Source organism: Solirubrobacter pauli (assembly GCF_003633755.1).
GTDB classification, from domain to species: Bacteria; Actinomycetota; Thermoleophilia; order Solirubrobacterales; family Solirubrobacteraceae; genus Solirubrobacter; species Solirubrobacter pauli.
Genome location: NZ_RBIL01000001.1, coordinates 3,967,512 through 3,985,330, shown reverse-complemented (window position 1 = coordinate 3,985,330; position 17,819 = coordinate 3,967,512). Strand labels below are relative to the sequence as shown.

At 72.7% G+C, this 17,819-nt stretch carries 18 protein-coding genes; 10 read left to right on the top strand and 8 right to left on the bottom strand.

From position 1 onward, the window contains the following. Positions 1 to 75 precede the first annotated feature (75 nt). Positions 76 to 732, bottom strand: coding sequence for an HAD family hydrolase (locus C8N24_RS18700; protein WP_121252426.1), 657 nt, complete (start codon positions 730 to 732; stop codon positions 76 to 78). A gap of 7 nt (positions 733 to 739) precedes the next feature. Further along, complete coding sequence (locus C8N24_RS18695) at positions 740 to 1,309, bottom strand: type 1 glutamine amidotransferase domain-containing protein (protein ID WP_121252424.1); 570 nt, start codon at positions 1,307 to 1,309, stop codon at positions 740 to 742. A gap of 65 nt (positions 1,310 to 1,374) precedes the next feature. Between C8N24_RS18695 and C8N24_RS18690 the strand changes: the two genes are divergently transcribed. The 6 genes from C8N24_RS18690 to C8N24_RS18665 all read left to right on the top strand — a co-directional run bounded on the left by C8N24_RS18690 (position 1,375) and on the right by C8N24_RS18665 (position 4,374). Further along, positions 1,375 to 1,722, top strand: coding sequence for a hypothetical protein (locus C8N24_RS18690; RefSeq protein ID WP_147447875.1), 348 nt, complete (start codon positions 1,375 to 1,377; stop codon positions 1,720 to 1,722). A 318-nt stretch (positions 1,723 to 2,040) separates the two neighbouring features. Beyond that, positions 2,041 to 2,532, top strand: a complete 492-nt coding sequence (locus C8N24_RS18685) for a DUF1360 domain-containing protein (RefSeq protein WP_121252420.1) — start codon at positions 2,041 to 2,043, stop codon at positions 2,530 to 2,532. A gap of 148 nt (positions 2,533 to 2,680) precedes the next feature. Further along, positions 2,681 to 3,097, top strand: coding sequence for an ATP-binding protein (locus tag C8N24_RS18680; RefSeq protein WP_170179190.1), 417 nt, complete (start codon positions 2,681 to 2,683; stop codon positions 3,095 to 3,097). Next, positions 3,094 to 3,501, top strand: a complete 408-nt coding sequence (locus tag C8N24_RS18675) for a hypothetical protein (protein WP_121252416.1) — start codon at positions 3,094 to 3,096, stop codon at positions 3,499 to 3,501. Before C8N24_RS18680 ends, C8N24_RS18675 begins: the two co-directional genes overlap by 4 nt. Positions 3,502 to 3,555: 54 nt before the next feature. Continuing rightward, the gene (locus C8N24_RS18670; protein ID WP_170179189.1) at positions 3,556 to 3,909 is read left to right on the top strand and encodes an STAS domain-containing protein; all 354 of its coding nucleotides are present in this window, start codon (positions 3,556 to 3,558) and stop codon (positions 3,907 to 3,909) included. Between the two features lie 60 nt (positions 3,910 to 3,969). Beyond that, the gene (locus tag C8N24_RS18665; protein WP_121252412.1) at positions 3,970 to 4,374 is read left to right on the top strand and encodes a BON domain-containing protein; all 405 of its coding nucleotides are present in this window, start codon (positions 3,970 to 3,972) and stop codon (positions 4,372 to 4,374) included. Positions 4,375 to 4,434: 60 nt separating this feature from the next. Here C8N24_RS18665 and C8N24_RS18660 read toward each other — a convergent pair whose 3' ends face one another. Both C8N24_RS18660 and C8N24_RS18655 read right to left on the bottom strand, forming a co-directional pair. Next, positions 4,435 to 4,755 (bottom strand): cupin domain-containing protein, encoded by a 321-nt coding sequence (locus C8N24_RS18660; protein ID WP_121252409.1) that lies wholly within the window; start codon positions 4,753 to 4,755, stop codon positions 4,435 to 4,437. Between the two features lie 31 nt (positions 4,756 to 4,786). After that, positions 4,787 to 5,593 carry a SigB/SigF/SigG family RNA polymerase sigma factor gene (locus tag C8N24_RS18655; protein ID WP_121252407.1) on the bottom strand — a complete coding sequence of 269 codons (807 nt, stop codon included), beginning with the start codon at positions 5,591 to 5,593 and terminating at the stop codon, positions 4,787 to 4,789. Between the two features lie 102 nt (positions 5,594 to 5,695). On the opposite strand from C8N24_RS18655, the gene C8N24_RS18650 reads away from it, so the two are divergent. After that, complete coding sequence (locus tag C8N24_RS18650; protein WP_121252405.1) at positions 5,696 to 6,310, top strand: ANTAR domain-containing response regulator; 615 nt, start codon at positions 5,696 to 5,698, stop codon at positions 6,308 to 6,310. Here the strand turns inward: C8N24_RS18650 and C8N24_RS18645 are convergent. Beyond that, entirely contained in the window at positions 6,303 to 7,037 is a 735-nt protein-coding gene (locus C8N24_RS18645) for an inositol monophosphatase family protein (RefSeq protein WP_281272654.1), read from the bottom strand. The genes C8N24_RS18650 and C8N24_RS18645 overlap by 8 nt on opposite strands. 71 nt (positions 7,038 to 7,108) lie before the next feature. Between C8N24_RS18645 and C8N24_RS35055 the strand changes: the two genes are divergently transcribed. Continuing rightward, positions 7,109 to 7,282 carry a hypothetical protein gene (locus C8N24_RS35055; RefSeq protein ID WP_245971933.1) on the top strand — a complete coding sequence of 58 codons (174 nt, stop codon included), beginning with the start codon at positions 7,109 to 7,111 and terminating at the stop codon, positions 7,280 to 7,282. Continuing rightward, positions 7,279 to 8,229: a YihY/virulence factor BrkB family protein gene (locus C8N24_RS18640; RefSeq protein WP_245971929.1), complete on the top strand. Its 951-nt coding sequence runs from the start codon at positions 7,279 to 7,281 to the stop codon at positions 8,227 to 8,229. The genes C8N24_RS35055 and C8N24_RS18640 overlap by 4 nt, the downstream gene beginning before the upstream one ends. Here the strand turns inward: C8N24_RS18640 and C8N24_RS18635 are convergent. Further along, entirely contained in the window at positions 8,138 to 11,644 is a 3,507-nt protein-coding gene (locus tag C8N24_RS18635; RefSeq protein ID WP_121252401.1) for a UvrD-helicase domain-containing protein, read from the bottom strand. The two genes, C8N24_RS18640 and C8N24_RS18635, sit on opposite strands and share 92 nt — an antisense overlap. Next, on the bottom strand, positions 11,641 to 14,952 hold the full coding sequence (locus tag C8N24_RS18630; RefSeq protein ID WP_121252399.1) for a PD-(D/E)XK nuclease family protein: 3,312 nt from the start codon (positions 14,950 to 14,952) through the stop codon (positions 11,641 to 11,643). Before C8N24_RS18630 ends, C8N24_RS18635 begins: the two co-directional genes overlap by 4 nt. 173 nt (positions 14,953 to 15,125) lie before the next feature. Between C8N24_RS18630 and C8N24_RS18625 the strand changes: the two genes are divergently transcribed. Further along, complete coding sequence (locus C8N24_RS18625; RefSeq protein WP_121252397.1) at positions 15,126 to 15,458, top strand: hypothetical protein; 333 nt, start codon at positions 15,126 to 15,128, stop codon at positions 15,456 to 15,458. Between the two features lie 111 nt (positions 15,459 to 15,569). On the opposite strand, the gene C8N24_RS18620 is transcribed toward C8N24_RS18625, so the two are convergent. Further along, entirely contained in the window at positions 15,570 to 17,813 is a 2,244-nt protein-coding gene (locus C8N24_RS18620) for a type IA DNA topoisomerase (RefSeq protein ID WP_121252395.1), read from the bottom strand. Between the last annotated feature and the right edge of the window lie 6 nt (positions 17,814 to 17,819).

Below are 17,819 nucleotides of genomic sequence, written 5' to 3'. Positions count from 1 at the left end.
GGGGTGCGTCGGTCGATTTGCGCCGGACGCCTCCGTGCCGGCCTCGAGTGGCCGTATCTCCGCTGCGGTGGCTGTTCAAACTCTTACGACATCGACGTCCAGGTGTTTCCGGAGCTCCTCGACCGAGGTGAAGACCTTCTCGGCGCCCGCGTCGAGCAGCTCGGTCTCGCTGAACCCGCCCGTCAGCACGCCGATCGAGCGCACCTTCGCGCGCTTCGCCGCCTCGCAGTCCCACGTCGAGTCGCCGATCATCACGGCGTCCTTGGCGTCCGCGTCCGCCTTCTCGAGCGCCGCGAGCACGAGGTCCGGCTCGGGCTTGGTCTGCTCGACGTCGCCGGAGTCCGTCCAGTCGTCGACGAGCGAGCGGGCGTCGAGCAGCGTCAGGTAGTGCTCGAGCTCCTCGGGCTTCGCGGACGAGGCCAGGATCACCGTGTGCCCGCCGCCCTTGAGGTCCTCGATCAGCGCACGCGCGCCCGTGAGGGGCTGGACCTCGTCGATCAGCTGCGTGTAGAGGATCTTCTCCGCGGCGCGGACCTCGTCGCCGTGCTCGCGGTCGAAGCCCTCACCCGCGAGGGCGGTGACCAGCTGATCACCGCCCATGCCGATGTGCCGGTGGATCTGCCACAGCGGGATCACGAACCCGTGTGCGCGGAACGCCCGGTACCACGCCACCGCGTGGTGGTAGTTCGTGTCGACGAGCGTGCCGTCGATGTCGAGGATCGCCGTGGCCATGGACGCGCTAGACGCTCGCGGCCTGCTCGGCGTGCTTGCCCTCGGCGAACTCCTCGACGATCTTCGCGCAGAACGCGGGCAGGTCGTCCGGGTTGCGTGAGCTCGTGAGCCCGTTGTCGACGTGGACCTCCTCGTCGACCCAGGTGCCGCCGGCGTTCTCGATGTCGGTCCTCAACGACGGCCAGGACGTGATCGTGCGGCCCTTGAGGACGTCGGCCTCCACGAGCGTCCACGGCCCGTGGCAGATCACGCCGACCGGCTTGGCCTGCTCGAAGAAGGCGCGCACGAAGGCGACGGCGTCCTCGTCGGTGCGCAGGAAGTCCGGGTTGGCGACGCCACCGGGCAGCACGAGCCCGTCGTAGTCGGCCGCGCTCGCGTCGGACACGATCTTGTCGACCTTGAAGGTGTCGGCTTTGTCCAGGTGGTTGAAGGCCTGCACCTCACCGTCCTCCACCGACAGCAGCTCCGGCGTGCCACCGGCCTGCTCGACCGCCTTCCACGGCTCCGTCAGCTCCACCTGCTCCACGCCCTCGGCGGCGAGGAACGCGATCTTCTTGCCTGCGAGTTCAGTAGCCATACGTCCAGCGCTACCCACCGGTGGCGTCGTTTCACCGTGACGCGAGCGCGGGTAGCCGGACCCGTATGGGATATGTCATTGCCGGCGTGCTGGCGATCCTCATCATCGCCGGCTTCATCACGTTCCTCGTCATGAGCTCCATGAAGAAGGACAACCTGTCCGACGCCGGAGATCCCGGCGCCGACCAGAACCCGCTCTCGATCCTCGGCTCCGAGAGCGGCACGCCGCTCGGCGATACGAGCGAGCACGCGGGCGAGCAGGACGGCGAGGGGCGCACCATCGGCGGTCAGGACGCCGAGCACTCGGGCGGCACGGGCGCGCCGCCGCGCTTCAACCGCGGCTCGGGCGACCACGCCGACGTGGCGCGACCGGTCGTCGGCGGCGAGGGCGAGGGCGAAAGGTCCACGCGCTGACATCCTGGACGCATTTGCGGGGAAATGAGCCTGCGTTGGTTTGTGACTCAGGACTTCGGGAACAAACGGGATGTCGCGTCGCCCGGATGCCCTCCACTCTCCGACTGGCGCGCCACAACCCTCCTCCTCAGTGAACGGGGCGTCCTCACGGGCGCCCCGTTTGCGTTAAGGGTCGGCCGCGCGGGGTAGCCGCCCCCCATGCGCCTTCACGCCACGCCCGACCCGCGCCCGCCAGGGCCCGGCCCCGACCCGCGGCCGCCGTCCCCCACCCCAGACCCACTGCCGCTCCCGCCGGACCCCAACCCGCGGCCGATCTAGTTGGAGACCGTCGACCGCACCCCGACCGAGCCGAGCGACTACGCGGCGCTGTCGGCGATCTACGGGTCCCTGCTCGCGGGCACCGCGATCAGCGCCCGCGGGCGAGAGCCGATCACCAACGCGGAGCTGGGCGCGCTCGCCGCGGCGAGCTTCGCCCTCTCCAAGCTCGTCGTGCACGAGAAGGTCGAGAGCTGGATGCGTCGCCCGTTCGTGGACGAGGCGCGCGGAAAGCCCAAGGGGCGGCGGCTGCGCTACGCCGTTGGGGAGCTCCTCACGTGCACGCGCTGCACGGGCGCGTGGAGCTCGCTCGGCCTCGTTGCGCTGCGCTTGCACTCGCCGGCGGCCGGCAGGACGGTGACCGCGGTGCTCGCCGCCAGCGCCGGGAACGACTTCTTGCAGGCCGGGTTCAAAGCGATCTGCGCGCACGCGAACCGCGTCGAGCGGACGGGTGAGCCCGCAGTGCCCCCGCGTCCCGTCCGCCGTGCCGCGTGATCGGCTCTGCGTCACCGCCGACATGTCATGCTTCGAACCGCAAGATTCCAGGCCCTGCAACGGTTAGGCTGCACGATGCCGGGGGTACCAGGACGCGTGACAATCAATGGGCAGCAACGCACAGACGCAACTTCGCACCGTCACGCCGTTGACGGACCGCACCGACACCGACGTGAAGCTGACGCTTCCGGCCCGACCGGAGAACGTGTCGGTGATCCGGCACGTCCTGGGGGCGTTCGCCGAGGCGCTGAGGCTGCCTGATGACCTCGTGGAGGATCTCCGCCTCGCCGTCACCGAGGCGTGCACCAATGTCGTACGTCACGCCTACTCCCAGGAGGTCCCCGGACCAGTGGAAATCACGATCCGGCCGACGGACGACGCCGTGAGCGTCGTCGTCGCCGATCACGGCCGGGGCATCGGCTCGAGCTCGGACACCAACGGTCCCGGCCTCGGGCTGCCGCTGATCGCGGCGATCGCCGACGAGGTCGAGCTGCAGCCCGTCCCGGGCGGCGGCAGCCGCGTGGCGATGACGTTCGCGCGGCATCGTCCGGGAGGTGCTGCGTGACGGCCCAGCCGAGCGGCGCCGACGCGCCCACGACCGTCTCGATCGCCGCCGGGCCGCTCGTCGGCCCGATCCTGCGCCGCGTGGTCGGCATGCTCGCCGCGCGCGCCGACCTGCCGCTGGACCGCCTGGACGACGCCGTCCTGGTGGCCGACCTGATCGCCGCCCGCGCCCCCGCGCACGTGCTGCACGGCACCGTCGACGTCGCCTTCGAACCTGGCCCGCGCACGCTCTCGCTGCGCGTCGGTCCGCTTCGCCCGGGTGGCGGGGACGCGCTCGTGGTCGACGCGGCCGTGCCCGGCGTGGGCAACGTGATCGAGCAACTCGCGGACGAGCTGCGCGTGGCTCCGGAAGGCGAGCGGGAGTTCCTGCTCGTCCGCCTGGAGTACGCGAACGCTGCCAACTAGACGTTCGGGCTGATTGGAAATGGCCGTCGCCGGGGATTACCAACGGCGATGGCCATGGCTTTTGCAATAGAAGATCGTTCCATCGACGCCGACACCCACGTGGTGGCCGTCGCCGGCGAGATCGACCTCTTCACCGCCCCTGAGTTCAAGCAGCGTGTGTCCGCCCCCATCGACGAGGGCCGCACCCACGTCGTCGTCGACCTGACCGAGACGACCTTCATCGACTCCTCGTCGCTCGGCGTGCTGATCGGCGCGCACCGCCGCCTCCGCCGCCTGGACGGGCGCCTCGTGATCGTGTGCTCGAACGACGCGATCGTCAAGACGTTCCGGATCACCGGTCTGGACGGCGTGTTCACGATCGTGCAGCGGTTGGACGAAGCGCTCGACTCGGGCGCGGTCGGGGCGTAGCGGCGCGTACCCCCGGGTAGCCGTTTCCTCAGACGGCAACCACAAGGGGGTACGACCACCATGAGGACCGCGTACATCGCTTTCGGCGCAGCGGCGGCGGGAGCGATCGCCACCGGATACTTCAACCGCAACAAGGCCCGCCGCCTCGTCGGCCCGGCCAAGGGCATGGCGCACAACGTCATTCCGCGCCGGCACGAGGAGATGGATGACCAGACGCTCGCCGACCGCGTGCGCAGCGAGATCTTCCGCGCACCCGACGCGCCCAAGGGCGACGTCTCCGTGGACGTGCAGGCCGGCGTCGTCTACCTGCGCGGCACCGCTGACGAGGCCTGGACGGAGCGCTTCGCCAAGGAGGCGCGCAAGGTCCAGGGCATCACCGGCGTCAAGAACCTGCTCCACCTGCCCGGCACGCCGACTCCGGCCGCCGAGCCGCGCTCCCTCGCGTCCGAGCAGTTCAAGCGGTAGCGGACGGCACGGTGCCGCGGGCCCGCCATGAGCGGGCCCGGCGGCTCAGCCGCGCTCGCCTCAGGTGTCGCGGGCCCCTGGGTGGCCGTCGCCCGGCCAGGGAGCGAGGACGAGCAGCAGGCGCGCGTCCGTGTGCGCGGTGACGGCGTGCCGCTCCTGCGGGTCGAACACGGCGGCCAGGCCCGGCCCGCCGGTCGTCCCGCCGAGCTCGACCTCGCCGTCGATCACGACGACGTACGCGCGCTCGTGGACCTCGTGCTCCCCGAGCGCTTCGCCCGCAGGCAGGTTGATCAGGATCGACCGCGCTTCGCCGCGCGCGGAGTGCAGGATCTTCGGCTGGTGCGGCTGAACGTCGAGCGTGCGTAGGTCCCAGTGCTCCATGGGGCGGAGCGTACCCCGATCGGCACCCGGCTTACTGCTCGGCGGCGTCGCGCAAGCGGTTGATCGCCTGGCGGATGATGCGGCTCACGTGCATCTGGGAGACGCCCACGCGCGCGCCGATCTCCGCCTGCGTGAGGTCCTCGGCGAACCGCAGGCGCAGGATCTCGCGCTCGCGCTCGTTGAGGACGCGCATCAGGCTCTCGATCGTCGCGGAGTCCTCCGCGTTGGCGAAGCCGGTGTCCTCGACGCCGAAGGAGGCGCCGAGGCCGTCGCCGTCCTCGTCGTCCTCACGGGGGCGATCGAGGCTCACGGCGCGGTAGGCGCTGGCGGCCTCGCGCGCCTCGAGCACCTGCTCGACGGTCGTCCCGGTGCGCTCGGCGATCTCCGCGGGCGTTGCGGCGCGGCCGAGCTCACGCGCGAGCTCCTCGCCCACCGGCTCGAGCTTGACCGCGAGCTCCTGCAGGTCACGCGGGACGCGGACGGACCAGCCCTTATCGCGGAAGTGGCGCTTGAGCTCCCCGAGGATGGTCGGGACGGCGAAGCTCGAGAACGCGGTCTCCCGGCTCGGGTCGAACCGGTCGATCGCCTTCAACAGGCCCAGGCTGGCGACCTGCACGAGGTCGTCCAGCGGCTCACCGCCGCGCTGGTAGCGGCGGGCCAGCTGGCGCGCCAGCGGGAGGAAGCGGTCTACGAGCTGGGAACGCGCACGCTGATCACCACGGTGCGCGCGCTCGAGCAGCGCCTTGTCGGCGCGTGCGCGGGCCGCCCGCGATTCGCTGTCAGCGGGATATCCTCGCGGCGCATTGCCGGAGTTCGCTCGGTCGTCGAGTTGTGCCAAAGCCGTTTGGTTGCGGAGGTCTGCGCCGGGTGTCTGGGGCGCAAGATTCCATCCGGCGGGGGTCACGGCCGGGCCCAAAAAGTGTAGAAGACGGTTACGGACATGACCACTGACGTTTCGAGTACGAGCGAGAGCAACCTTCGAATCCTCCTGGCCAACGAGCGCAAGGAGGACCTGCGCGCGCTCGGGGACGTGCTGGACGCGCTGGGCCACGAGGTGGCGCCGTTCGCGGTGTCGGTCGCGGAGGCCACAGAGCTGATCGCGCGGGAAGACCCGGACGTCGCCTTCGTCGTGCTCGACGGCGACGACGAGCACGGCCTGGCGCTGATCTCGGAGACCGTGACGTTCGCGTCCGGCCCTGTGCTGGTGACCGTGCGGCAGGCCGAGTCGGCCGAGACGATCGCCCGCGCCGCGGACATGGGCATCGCCGGCTACGTGGACTCGTGGGCGCCCGCGGACGTCCAGGGCGCGATCGACGTCGCGATGCGGCGCCACCGCGAGGAGGAGCGGCTGCACGAGAAGGTGGCGCAGCTGGAGTCGGCTCTGGACCGGCGGGCAGTGATCGAGCGCGCCAAGGGCGTGCTGATGGAGCGCCACACGGTGGGCGAGCGCGCCGCCTTCGAACTCCTGCGCGAGCACGCGCGTTCGAGCGGGCGGCGCGTGGTGGACGTCGCGCAGACCGTCCTCGACGGCCACGCGCTGCTCCCTCCTAGGTAAGCAGCGCGACGAGCGCGTCAACCAGTGACGACGGGCCGGCCACGTGCCAGCGCGTCTCCCGCTGGACGACGCGCGTGGCGCCCCCGGCCTCGGTGACGAGCAGCGCGCCGGGGTGCCAGTCCCACGGGTCGGTGCTCGGCTGGATCCACGCGTCGAGCCGGCCCGCCGCGATCCAGGCGAGCTCCAGCGTGCCTGGCCCGGCATGGCGGAACAGCCCGGCGCGGTCCATGATCGCGTGGCCGTTGGCGCGTACGCCCGGCTGCACCAACCGGTCCTGGCGCAGGAACAGCGCGACGTGGGCCTGCTCCAGCGTGCGGCCGGTGCGGATCGCGAGCGGCTCGCCGTTGCACGTCGCGCCCTCGCCGCGGGCCGCGGCGTAGAGCTCGCCGAGCGGGTCGTGGACCGCGCTGACGAGCGGCCCGTCGTCGTCGACGAGCGCGACCGCGCTGCACCAGCCGCCCGGGAAGCGGTTGGCGAACGCGACCGTGCCGTCGATGCCGTCGAGGTACCAGCGGCGGCCGGTGGTACCGGCGTCGCTCGTGCCCTCCTCGCCGACGATCGCGTCGTCGGGGCGCGCGGCGCGGATGATCTCCGCCGCGGCGTGCTCGGCCCGCGCGTCGGCGTCGGTCACCAGGTCGGCGGGGACGCTCTTGGCACGCGCTCTCAGCGGTGCGTTGCGCGCCGACTGCGCTGCCTGGGTCGCCGCTTGCACGGCGGCAACCGCGATTGACAGGTCGGATTGGGTTGTAGTTGTGCCGGGAATAAGCGGTGTACCGTCAATTTCTGGAAGGGGAAACCGTGATTGGCATTCTGATCGCTGTTCTGCTCGCGGCTCTTGTCTACGCGCTCTGCGTGGCGTTGGGCCTTCCGATGATCGTCGCGATCATCGCCGCCGTGCTCGTGCTCCTGGCCGGCATTCCGTCCGGTGGCTACGGCCTCGGCAACCGCTTCGGCGGAAGGCGGGGGTACTGACCCGCTTCTCCGGTAAGCCTGAGGCGGCCGTCACCGACGGCCGCCAGGCCGGCCCTCCGATCGCGCTTGCCGACTTCAAGCAGGCCCTCGGGCGGTTCCGCCGTGACCAGATCACGGACAACGCGGCGGCGCTCACCTACTACTCGCTGCTGTCGCTCTTCCCGGCGCTGCTGTTCTGCGCCGCCCTCCTCGGCGTGTTCGGCCAGCAAGGCCTGATCGACCAAGCCGCCAACTACCTGCGTGACGCCGGCGCCCCGGCGGACACCGTCGACGCCGTCACCGGCGCGCTCTCCGCCGCCCAGGAGCAGCGTGGCACCGCCATCGTCGCGCTGATTATCGGCCTCGCCACCGCCCTCAACGGCGCCTCCGGCGCGTTCGGCGCCGCGGGTCGCGCGCTCAACAAGATCTTCCGCGTCGAAGAGGGCCGCGGTTTCGTCAAGCAGAAGGCGACCGACCTGATGTGGACGCTCGCCGTGATGGCGCTCGTCCTGATCACGTTCGTGCTGATCTTCCTCGGCGGTGGCCTGGCCACCGACGTCTTCGGGAAGATCGGGCTCGGCGAGAGCGCCGCCCTCGCCTGGAAGATCCTGCGCTGGCCGGCCGCGCTGGCGGTCGCGATGCTGATCTACGCGATCGTCTACTACGCGTCGCCCAACGTCGAGGTCCGCAAGTTCCGCTGGATCTCGCCGGGCGCCGTGACCGGCGTGGTCCTGTGGATCATCGCCTCGGCGCTGTTCTTCGTCTACGTCTCGAACTTCTCGTCCTACTCGGCCACCTACGGCGCCTTCGCGGGCGCGGTGATCCTGCTCGTGTGGCTGTGGGTGACGAACCTCGCGCTCCTGTTCGGCGCGGAGCTCAACGCCGTGGTGGGGCTGCGACGGGCGAAGTACCTGCCGGAGACGTACGACGGCCCGGTCCTCCCGGCCAAAGAGCCGGCGGAAGCCTGAGCGTCTCTTCCGAGGTGTAGCTGCAGAGCTTCGTGCGGCCCGGGCAGGTGCCGCACAGCTCGCGGTGGGGCGTGTCCGTGACCGGATAGGCGTGCGTGAGGATGCCGTGTGCCAGCTCGCGGATGCGTGCCGCGATGTCGGGTGCGTCGTGGGCGTCGTAGGTGACCGTGAGCGGCTCGTCCGGGCGCTCGAGCAGGCAGTAGGCGACCTCGACCCGGGGCGCGCCGGCCCGCAGCGCCGCGAGGGCGTAGACGAGCCGCTGAGTCTCGTAGTTGCGCTCGACGTAGGCCTCGGGGGTCGTGCCCTCGGGGACGTGGTCGGTCTTGTAGTCGACGACGAGGTGGGCGCCGTCGGGCTCTTCTGCGTAGACGTCGACGAACCCGCGCACGAGCGGCCCGCTGCCGTCCTGGTCGAGCGTGAAGTGGAAGCCCGCCTCGCGGGTGACGCGGGCGGCCCGTGTGAGGCGCCCGCACAGCGGTGACCGGGCGAACGCCTCGACGAAGGCCTGGATCTCGGCGACCTCCTCGTCGGTGAGCTCGGCGTCCGTGAGCGCGCGGACCGCGTCGTCGGCGGGCGCGCACGGCGCGTCGAAGTCGAGCTCCTCGAGCGCTTCGTGGACGATCGAGCCGCGAAGCAGCGGGTCGATCCCGCTGACGGTCTCCGGCTCGCCCTCGACCGGCGGGGGCGGCTGGATGTTCGGCAGGTTCAGGACCCGCTTGAGGTAGAAGCGGTAGCCGCACTTGGCGTAGTCGGACAGCTGGCTGTAGGAGAGCCGCTGCGGCGCGGGGCGGCCGCGCACGAACTCGGGCGTGACCTTCGCGGGCACGGACGGGAGCGCGGTCGGCTCCTGGTGCTGGGTCCGCGGACGGCTCACGAGCGCCTCGTCCAGCAGCGTCTCGGGCGTGTTGACCTGGATCTTCAGGCGGGCGATCCGGCCGTCCCACGTGCGCTCGAGCACGGCCGGCAGCTGCAGCGACGGCGTGAGCGCGCGGACGATCCAGTCGATCGGCGGGCCGCCGTTGCGCGGCGCGGGCCACTTCGACGTGTCGGTGCCGCCGGACAGGATCAACAGCTCCCGGGCGCGGGTGAAAGCCACGTAGAACAGCCGCCGCTCCTCCTCGGCCTCGGCGTTCGCATCCTCGGCGGCGAGCCGCTCCCACGCGGCCGTCGGGATCGTGTCGCCGCCGCCGAGCGGTGCGAGCCGCAGCCCGGCGGTCCGGTCCTCCCCCACGAGCAGCGCCGCGCGCCGCCCACCCGACTGGCGGCCGAGGTCGGCCACGCACACGACCGGGAACTCGAGGCCCTTCGCGCGGTGGATCGTCATCAGGCGGATCGCGTCCAGCCCCTCGGACTCCAGCGCCGCCTCGCCCTCACGAGCCTCGGCGAGGTCCCGCGCCTGCGCGTCGGCCAGGAAGCCGCGCAGGTCCCGGCCCTCGGCCCGCTCGTACTCGCCGGCGAGCCGCATCAGCTTCCGCAGGTTCGCCAGGCGGCGGTCGCCGCCCGGGCGCGAGAGCGTCGCCAGGTCGTAGCCGGTGGCGACGATCGCCCGCTCGAGCAGGACCTCGAGCGGCGCCCGCTCGGCGTGGTCGCGCTCCTTGACGATCAGCCGCGCGAGGGCCGAGATGCGGTCGCCGTCGCGCGTCTCGCCCCGCGCGCGCAGCGCGGCCCACAGCGAACCGCGGCGCCGGCCGTCCTCGGTGAGCGCGACGAGCTCGTCCGTGTCCGCTCCGCAGAACGGGGAGCTGAGGACGGTGAGCAGCGCTTCCTCGTCGTGCGGGTTCGCGAGCACACGCAGCCAGGCGAGGCCGTCGCGGACCTGCTCCTGCGACCAGTAGCCGCGGCCGCCGACGACGTACGTGGGCAGGCCCTGCTCCTCGAGCGCCTCTTCGAGGAGGCGGAGGCTCGAGGTGGCGCGGACGAGCACGACGATGTCCCCGGCGCGGCGGCCCGCTTCGGTCTCCTGGCGCAGGCGGTGGGCGATCGCGCGGGCCTCCCCGCGCCGCCACGGCTGGTCGCCGCCGCCGGCGAGGCCGAGCTTGGCCTCATGCTCGTCCCAGCCGGGCGTGTCGGTGATCAGCAGCTCGACGGGCGGGTCGCCGGACGGCGGGTCCACCGCGAACAGGCGCAGCGTCGGGCCGTCGTCGGCGGGCGGCTCCTGCCGGCCCGCGCGCAGCGGCGAGAAGCGCTCGCCGAACTCGGGCCGGAACGTCGTGTTGAGGACGTCCAGCAGCTCCTCGCGTGAGCGGAAGTTCACGTTCAGCCGCCGCACGACCCCCTCCGCGCGGCGCCGGAAGATGCCGACGTCCGCGTGGCGGAAGCGGTAGATCGACTGGAACTCGTCGCCGACCGCGAACAGGTTGTCGCGCTCCAGGTGCTCGAGGATCTCCAGCTGCACGGCGTTCGTGTCCTGGAACTCGTCGATCATGATCAGGCTGAACCGCTCGGCCCAGCGCTCGCGCGTCTCGGCGTTCTCCAGCAGGTCGCGGGCGCGCAGCTCGAGGTCCTCGAAGTCGACCGCCGCGCGCTCCTGCTTGGCCTGCTCGAACGTGCGCCCGTACCGGTGCAGCAGCGCGTCTATGAGCGTCAGCGCGGTGTGCGAGTGGTACTCGGCGCAGGCGCTGCGGTACGCGGCCCAGACCTCGCGGTAGGCCTCGCACGCGTCCGACTGGAGCGCCTTCGCGCCGCCCTTGAGCTCGGCGACGTTGAGCTCGCCGGGCCACGGCACGCCGTCCTGGGCGGTGATCCGGGCGCACTCCTCCAGCGCCGTGCGGGCCGCGGCGATGCGGACGCCGTCCTTGGCCGGGGCGAGGTCCCGGGTGGCGGCTTCCCCGGCGGCGGCGAGCGCGGAGGCGTCGGGGGCGGCGGTCTGGGGCGGGATCTGCACGCGCGGACGTGCCTGGCCGCGGGCGCGCAGCGTCGAGTAGGTGCCGCGGATGAGGTCGCGCAGGTTCGGGCCGTAGGACGCGGCGAGGTCGATCGCCTCGGCGCCGTGCGTGCGGCCCCAGGACTCCAGCGCGGTGTCGTAGGCCGCGTTGGCGAGCCGCTCGGCGGCGGTCTCCTCCATCACCTCGAAGCGCGGGTCCAGGCCGGCCGCGAGCGGCTGGGACCGCAGCAGGCGGGCGCAGAAGCCGTGGATGGTGCCGATCCAGGCGCCGTCGACCGCGCGGGCGTGCTCCGCCTCGCCGAGGTCCGTCAGGCGGCGGCGCAGGCGCTCGGCCAGCTCGCCCGCCGCCTTCTCGGTGAAGGTGAGCGCGAGGATCGCGTTGACGGGCACGTCGTCCTCGCGGATCGCGGCCGCGATCCGCTCGACCATGACGGCCGTCTTGCCCGAGCCGGCGTTCGCGGCGAGCAGCGACGAGCCCTTGCGGGCTTCGATCGCGGCGCGCTGCTCGGCGGTGAACTTCGGCGTGCTCATACGGCGCGGCAGATGCCGGGGTGAGCGCAGCCGCCTTGGTAGCCGCAGCGGTCGGGACAGGGGGTGATGCGGCCGGCGCGCAGGTCGGTGGCCGCGCGGGCGGCGATCGCGCGGGCCTCCTCCAGGCGGGTCTCCAGCGTCTCGCGGTCGCTGACGTCGCCGTTGACGTACCGGCCGGGGACGTCGTCGCGGACGACGCCGCGGGGGCGCTGGTCCGACGTGCCGATCGGCTGGTAGAGCGCGCCGACGACCTCCACCCCGAGCTGCTCGCGGACGGCGAGCGCGTACAGCGCGGCCTGGATCTTGCCGTCCTCGGCCCACTTCGCGCCCGGGTGCACGGTGCGGCCCTTGTAGTCGCGGATGATCGCGGTGGCGCCCTTGCGGTCCACGCGGTCCACGCGGCCGGAGACGGCGACCCCGTCGATCATGAACGCGTCGAAGCTCCACTCGAGCTGCTCCGGCTCGTAGGCGGCGCCGGTGGCGCACTCGTGGCGGATGTAGCGCTCGAGATCGACCTCCAGCGCCCGCGCCGCGGCCCGGGCGGGCATCGTGCGGGCGGCGGCGATCAGCTGGTCGATCGCGGTGTGGAGCTCCTGCAGCGCCGCGTCCTGGGTCGCCAACGTGAGCTTCGCCGAGCCGGTGTCGGCCTTCAGGCCGCGCAGCGTCGCCTCGAGGACGGCGTGCCCGAGCGAGCCACGACGCATCGCCTCCGGATCCGGGTCGACCGGCGCGGGCTTCATCACGTGCTCGATCAGCCACTTCACCGGGCAGCCCGCGAACGTCTCCAGCCCACGCGCGGACTCGCGGTCACGTGCCGCGAGCAGGTGCAGCACCTCCGGCGCCTGGGGCGCGCCGAGTGGCGCGGGCGGATCGCCCTCGGCGCGGGCGGCCTGCGCGCGGCGCAGCTCGTGCGGCGTCGGCGCCTCCGCCGGCGGCCACGTGATCTCGGCGAGCAGCCGCCGGCCGCGCCCCTCCCACAGCTCGTCGGTGAACAGCGCGCGGACGTCGTCCAGGAACGGCGACGGCTGCTGCGGCCCGCCTTCCTCGTCCGACGTCAGGAACGACAGGAACAACGCCTCCTCCGGGCGCGACACGCACGCGTAGAACAGCGACCGCTCGCGCGCCAACGTGTCCTCGTGACGCGGCAGCACGAGCCCGGACGCGATCGCGAGCTGCGCCCGGTCGCCGTCGTCGAGGAACGGCTCCGGCTGCGGCCGCTGCGGCAGGTCGCCCTCCTGCAGCCCGCACACGAACACGGCGCGGAACCGCCGCGCGCGGATGTTGAGCGGGTCGGCGAGGAGCACGCCGGGGGCGCCCTCGGCGGCGTCGCTGTCGCGGACCTCGATCGCCCCCAGCGCAGCCGTGACGTCCTCGACGAGCTTCGGGTCGATGTCCGCGAGCTTCGTCAGCTCCTTCGCGGCTTGGCGGAGCGCCCGCGCGGCCCGCGCGTCGGCCTCCGCCTCGCTCGACAGCACGTCCGCCGCCCGCACGTGCGGCGCCGTCCAGATCGCGTCCGCCTCGGCCACGAGCAGGTTCAAGACGGCTTCGACGCCCTCCGCGTCCCCCAGCGCGTCCAGCTCCGTGAGCTCGCGCCCGCCCAGCCGCTCCCAGTGGTACCGCGCCTCACGCGCGCTCCGCGCCTCGTGGCGGCGAACCGCGACCTCGAGCCGGTCGGCGAGGTCGGCGCTGCTGGGCACGGAGAGCCGGCGCGCGGAGATCTCACCGAGCTCGTCGGGCGGCACGAGGCCGACCGGCTCCGGCACGGCATCGAGCGCCGCGGCGCGCTCGGGCGACGGGCTCGCCGCGCCCTGCGGCGCCTCCTCCCAGGGCCCGGGCTCGCCGAACGCCTCGGCCGGCGCGGAAGCCGACTCCGGCGCGAGCGACTCGTCGAACGGCGGACGCTCGTCGTCGTCGGCGAACGGGTCGCCCCCGTCGTCCGCGGCCGGCACGTCGAGCTCGTCCGGCTGGCCGGTGGCGAACAACGCGCCCTGGTCGGCCGCCGGCTCGCCGGGTCCAAAGAGATCGTCGAGGGGCCGCGCGGCGAACGCGCCCGGCTCAGCGGCCACGTCCTCGCGGGGCGTCGCGGCGCCCGGCGCGGCGGTCTCCCCCTCCGGCGGTCGCGGCGGGCCCGCCAGCAGTCCCTCGGGCGCGGCGGCGAGCTTGCCCGGCGTGCGGAGCCAGGTCACGACGTCCTGGGCCGTGCCGGCCGGGGAGGCGGCGCGGGCGAAGGCGAGGACGCCCGCTCCCAGGCGGGTCTCGCCGAACGGGGTGCGGCGCTCGTGCGCGACGGGGATGCCGTAGGTGTCGAAGACCTGGGCGAAGAGCTCGCTGGCGGGGCGGCCGCGGACGAGGACGGCGATGTCCTCCGGGGCGAGGCCGTCGCGGAGCAGCTCGAGGACGGAGGCGCCGACGAGCTCGGCCTCGGCGCGCTCGCCACCCGCTTCCAGCAGGCGCACGGCGCCGTTCGGCGGGACCTTCCTGGGGAGCGGCTCGAACAGCGAGCGCTCGAGGTGGTGAAGCGCGCCGCGGGCGCTCTGGGCGTAGTGCTCCGAGCGCGGCTGCAGCACGACGTGCTCGCGCGCCAGCGGCTTGAGCAGCTCGACCGTCGTGGCGCTGCCGGCGAGGGCGGCGCGGCCGGGCTCGTAGGTGACCGCGACCGTCACCTCGGTCTCGGTGTGGCGGACGAGCGACTCGACGAGGTCGAGCTGCGTCGGGAGCAGCTCGTCGAAGCCGTAGAGGAAGAGCGGCCGGCCGTCCCAGGCCTCGCGCGCCTTGTCCAGGGCGAGCTGCGTGAGCCCGTCGGCGTCGACCGTCTCCAGCGCCTGCAGCCGCGCGTGGTAGGCGGAGTAGAGCGCGGCGAGCTCCCCCGCGTGGGCGGGGGCTGTGCCGCCCTCGCGCCATGCGCGGATCGCCGCGCCGAAGCGCCCCGGGCTCGCGAGCGAGCGCTGCAGCTCCGCGAACAGGTCCCCCAGCGCCTCGGCGAAGCCCGGCCCCTGGGAGGAGGCCTTCAGCGCCTTGAGCTCGACGTCGGCGACCGCCGCCCGCACCACCTGCGCGCGGGCCAGCCGGCCGAGCGGCCGGGTCCGGATCCCCGCCGCCCGGGCGAGGTCGCGCATCAGGAACGGGAACGTCGTCACCTCGGCGCCGAACACGAGGCCCGCGCCGGCCAGCTCACGCGCGTAGTGCGTCGCGTCCGCGGTGGTCGGCACGACCAGCACGGGGTTGCGCGAGAGCGCCGCGCGCAGGCGCTCGAGGACGGCGCCCGCCTTGGCGGCGTTGGCCGGACCGGTGATCAGCGTGAGAGGCATCGACGGGCCCCATAGGGTCGCGTGCTGACCGGACGGGTTGACGCCGGCGCGCCGCCTTTCCCGCCCGATTGCAGCACGAAACGGAATCTGGACGGATGTACGACAGCGGAACCCATTAAGAGTTGCAACATTGACCGGGCCAGTCCGCTTCGACCCTTGTTCCGGAGGCAGTGATGCCGACCCTGCACCTCCCCGCCGCCCACACCGACACGGATGTTGCCCTCGCCACCGAGGTGGCGCATGTGGTCGGCAGCCACGAGCTCTATGTGACGTGGACGCACGGGGAAGGCCCCGGCCTGCCGCCGGAGATCGAGACCATGACCGCGGACGAGCACGCCGCGCACCCGACGATCACGCCTCTGGGCGAGCTGATCGTCGCGATGGCCCAGGGCATCTCCGCGCTCTGGAACGCGATCCTGCACCCGCAAGCCGCCCGCGCCGCGCTTCCCGCGCCGGCCGAGGACCGGCGGCAGCCGCAGCGGCGCGCGGGCGAGCCTTCAGCCTAGCGGAGCTCAGCTCGGGTGGCGCTCTCGGGTGCCGGACGTGCTCCCCGAACGCGGCCATGAGGCCCAGCGCGTCGCGCGCTGAGCACCATGGCGCCGGACCGCCCGGCGCGTCTACGCGGCTTCGGGCTGCGACGACGATGCCGCAGCGGGAGCGGTCGTCTCGGCAGCGCCGCTGGCGGCGGCCTCTTCGCCCTCGGGCGGCTTGGCGCCTTCACGCGCCCACGGCTCGTCGAACTCGACGCGCCACTTGCCGTCCTCGGTCTGCATCAGGGCGAGCTTCGCGCGGAACGAGCGGCCCGAGCGGCCCTTGAAGCCGGTGACCGGCTTCTCGGTGCGGCCGCGGGAGATCAGCTCGCGGGCGACGGCCGGCGGCAGCGTCTTGCCGGCCTTGCTCTTCCAGATGACGAAGCCGCAGCCCGGGTCCTCGCGGCCCCAGCAGGAGAAGCCCTTGCGGTTCTCGACGATGTCGTGGCCGCAGACCGGGCACGGGCCGAGGTTGGCGCGCGGGATCTTGACTTCCTTGAGCTTCTCGTCGAGCTCGTGGACGGTCGCGTCGGCGAACTGGGCGATGTCGGCCATGAAGTTCGACCGCGCCTCGTCGCCCTCTTCGATCTTGGAGAGCCGGTGCTCCCAGTCGCCGGTCAGCGACGGTGAGGTCAGCGGGTGCTCGCCCAGGAGCCGGATGACCGACAGCCCCTTCTCGGTGCAGACCAGCGCGCGGCCGTCGCGCTCGACGTAGCCGACGTCGATCAGGCGCTCGATGATCGCGGCGCGCGTGGCGGGCGTGCCGATGCCCGAGTCCTTCATGGCCTCGCGCAGCTCGTCGTCCTCGACGAGCTTGCCGGCCGTCTCCATCGCGCCGAGCAGCGAGGCGTCGCTGTACCGCCGCGGTGGCTGCGTGATCTTCTCCTCGGCGCCGACCTCGCGCACGTCCGCCTGCTCGCCCTGGACGAGCTTCGGGAGCTGCTGGTCGGGCGCCTCGTCGTCGTCGCCGCCGCGCTCCTCCAGGCCCTCGCCGTAGACGCCACGCCAGCCGGGCTCGAGCAGCACGCGGCCGCGCGTGCGGAAGACGTGCTCGGCGACGGTGGTCTCCAGACGCGTGTTCTCGAACACGGCGTCCGGGTGGAACACGGCCAGGAAGCGCCGCGTGACCATGTCGTAGATGCGGCGGTCGTCGTCGGAGAGCTTGTCGACCTTGTGGTCGGAGTTCGTCGGGATGATCGCGTGGTGGTCGGTGACCTTCGCGTCGTTGATGACGCGGCCCAGCGGCAGCACGTCCAGCCCCGTCACGTACGCGGACGCCTTGGCGTACTCGCGCTGCGTGCCGAGCAGCCCGGCGATCGGCTTGATCTCCGGGATCATGTCCGTCGGCAGGAAGCGCGAGTTCGTACGCGGATACGTGAGGACCTTGTGCTCCTCGTAGCAGCGCTGCGCGGCCGCCAGCGTGCGGCGGGCGGAGAACCCGAAGCGCGTGTTGGCCTCCCGCTGCAGCGACGTCAGGTCGTACAGCAGCGGTGCCTTCTCGGAGCGCTTGGTCTTCTCGAGCTTGGTGATCGTGCCGCGCCCGCCCTGCACGGCGGCCACGATCTCGGCGGCCTCCTCGGCGGTCTTCAGGCGCGGCTGCGCGCCGGCGTGGAAGCGGCCCGTGTACCGGCGCGGGTCGTCCACCGTCTCGAACGTCGCGTCGACGAGCCAGTACGGCTCGGGGACGAACGCGCGGATCTCCTCCTCGCGCCGGGCGATGATCGCCAGCGTCGGCGTCTGCACGCGCCCGAGGGACACGGCGCCGTCGAACGAGGAGCGCAGGCGGATCGTCGCCGCGCGCGTGGCGTTCATGCCGACGATCCAGTCCGCCTCGGACCGCGACCGCGCGGCCTCCTCGAGCTTCGCGAACTCGGACGCGGGCTTCAGCGACGAGAACGCGTCCTTGATCGCCTTGGCGGTCATCGAGGACAGCCACAGGCGCTGGACCGGCTTCTTCGCGCCCGCCTTCTCGAACGTCCAGGCGAAGATCAGCTCGCCCTCGCGCCCGGCGTCGCAGGCGTTGACGACCAGCGAGACGTCGTCGCGCTTGAGCATCCGCGTGATCACGGTCATCTGCTTGCGCGAGCGCTCGTCGCGGACGACGAGCTTGAACTTCGGCGGAACGATCGGCAGGTCGTTCATGCGCCACTTCTTGTACTTCGCGTCGTACTCGTCGGGCTCGGCGAGCTGCACGAGGTGGCCGACCGCCCACGTGACCACGTGGGAGTCCGACTCGAGGTACCCCTCATGCTTCGCGAAGGCGCCGGGCAGCGCCCGCGTCAGGTCTCGGCCGACGGACGGCTTCTCGGCGATGACGAGGGTCTTGCTCATTGGGCG

What these genes read in the sequence shown, in the direction of transcription:
- C8N24_RS18700 (WP_121252426.1), bottom strand. Translation starts at nt 732, where the DNA reads ATGGCCACGGCGATCCTCGACATCGACGGCACGCTCGTCGACACGAAC.
- C8N24_RS18695 (WP_121252424.1), bottom strand. Translation starts at nt 1,309, where the DNA reads ATGGCTACTGAACTCGCAGGCAAGAAGATCGCGTTCCTCGCCGCCGAG.
- C8N24_RS18690 (WP_147447875.1), top strand. Translation starts at nt 1,375, where the DNA reads ATGGGATATGTCATTGCCGGCGTGCTGGCGATCCTCATCATCGCCGGC.
- C8N24_RS18670 (WP_170179189.1), top strand. Translation starts at nt 3,556, where the DNA reads ATGGCTTTTGCAATAGAAGATCGTTCCATCGACGCCGACACCCACGTG.
- C8N24_RS18665 (WP_121252412.1), top strand. Translation starts at nt 3,970, where the DNA reads ATGAGGACCGCGTACATCGCTTTCGGCGCAGCGGCGGCGGGAGCGATC.
- C8N24_RS18660 (WP_121252409.1), bottom strand. Translation starts at nt 4,755, where the DNA reads ATGGAGCACTGGGACCTACGCACGCTCGACGTTCAGCCGCACCAGCCG.
- C8N24_RS18650 (WP_121252405.1), top strand. Translation starts at nt 5,696, where the DNA reads ATGACCACTGACGTTTCGAGTACGAGCGAGAGCAACCTTCGAATCCTC.
- C8N24_RS18635 (WP_121252401.1), bottom strand. Translation starts at nt 11,644, where the DNA reads ATGAGCACGCCGAAGTTCACCGCCGAGCAGCGCGCCGCGATCGAAGCC.
- C8N24_RS18630 (WP_121252399.1), bottom strand. Translation starts at nt 14,952, where the DNA reads ATGCCTCTCACGCTGATCACCGGTCCGGCCAACGCCGCCAAGGCGGGC.
- C8N24_RS18625 (WP_121252397.1), top strand. Translation starts at nt 15,126, where the DNA reads ATGCCGACCCTGCACCTCCCCGCCGCCCACACCGACACGGATGTTGCC.
- C8N24_RS18620 (WP_121252395.1), bottom strand. Translation starts at nt 17,813, where the DNA reads ATGAGCAAGACCCTCGTCATCGCCGAGAAGCCGTCCGTCGGCCGAGAC.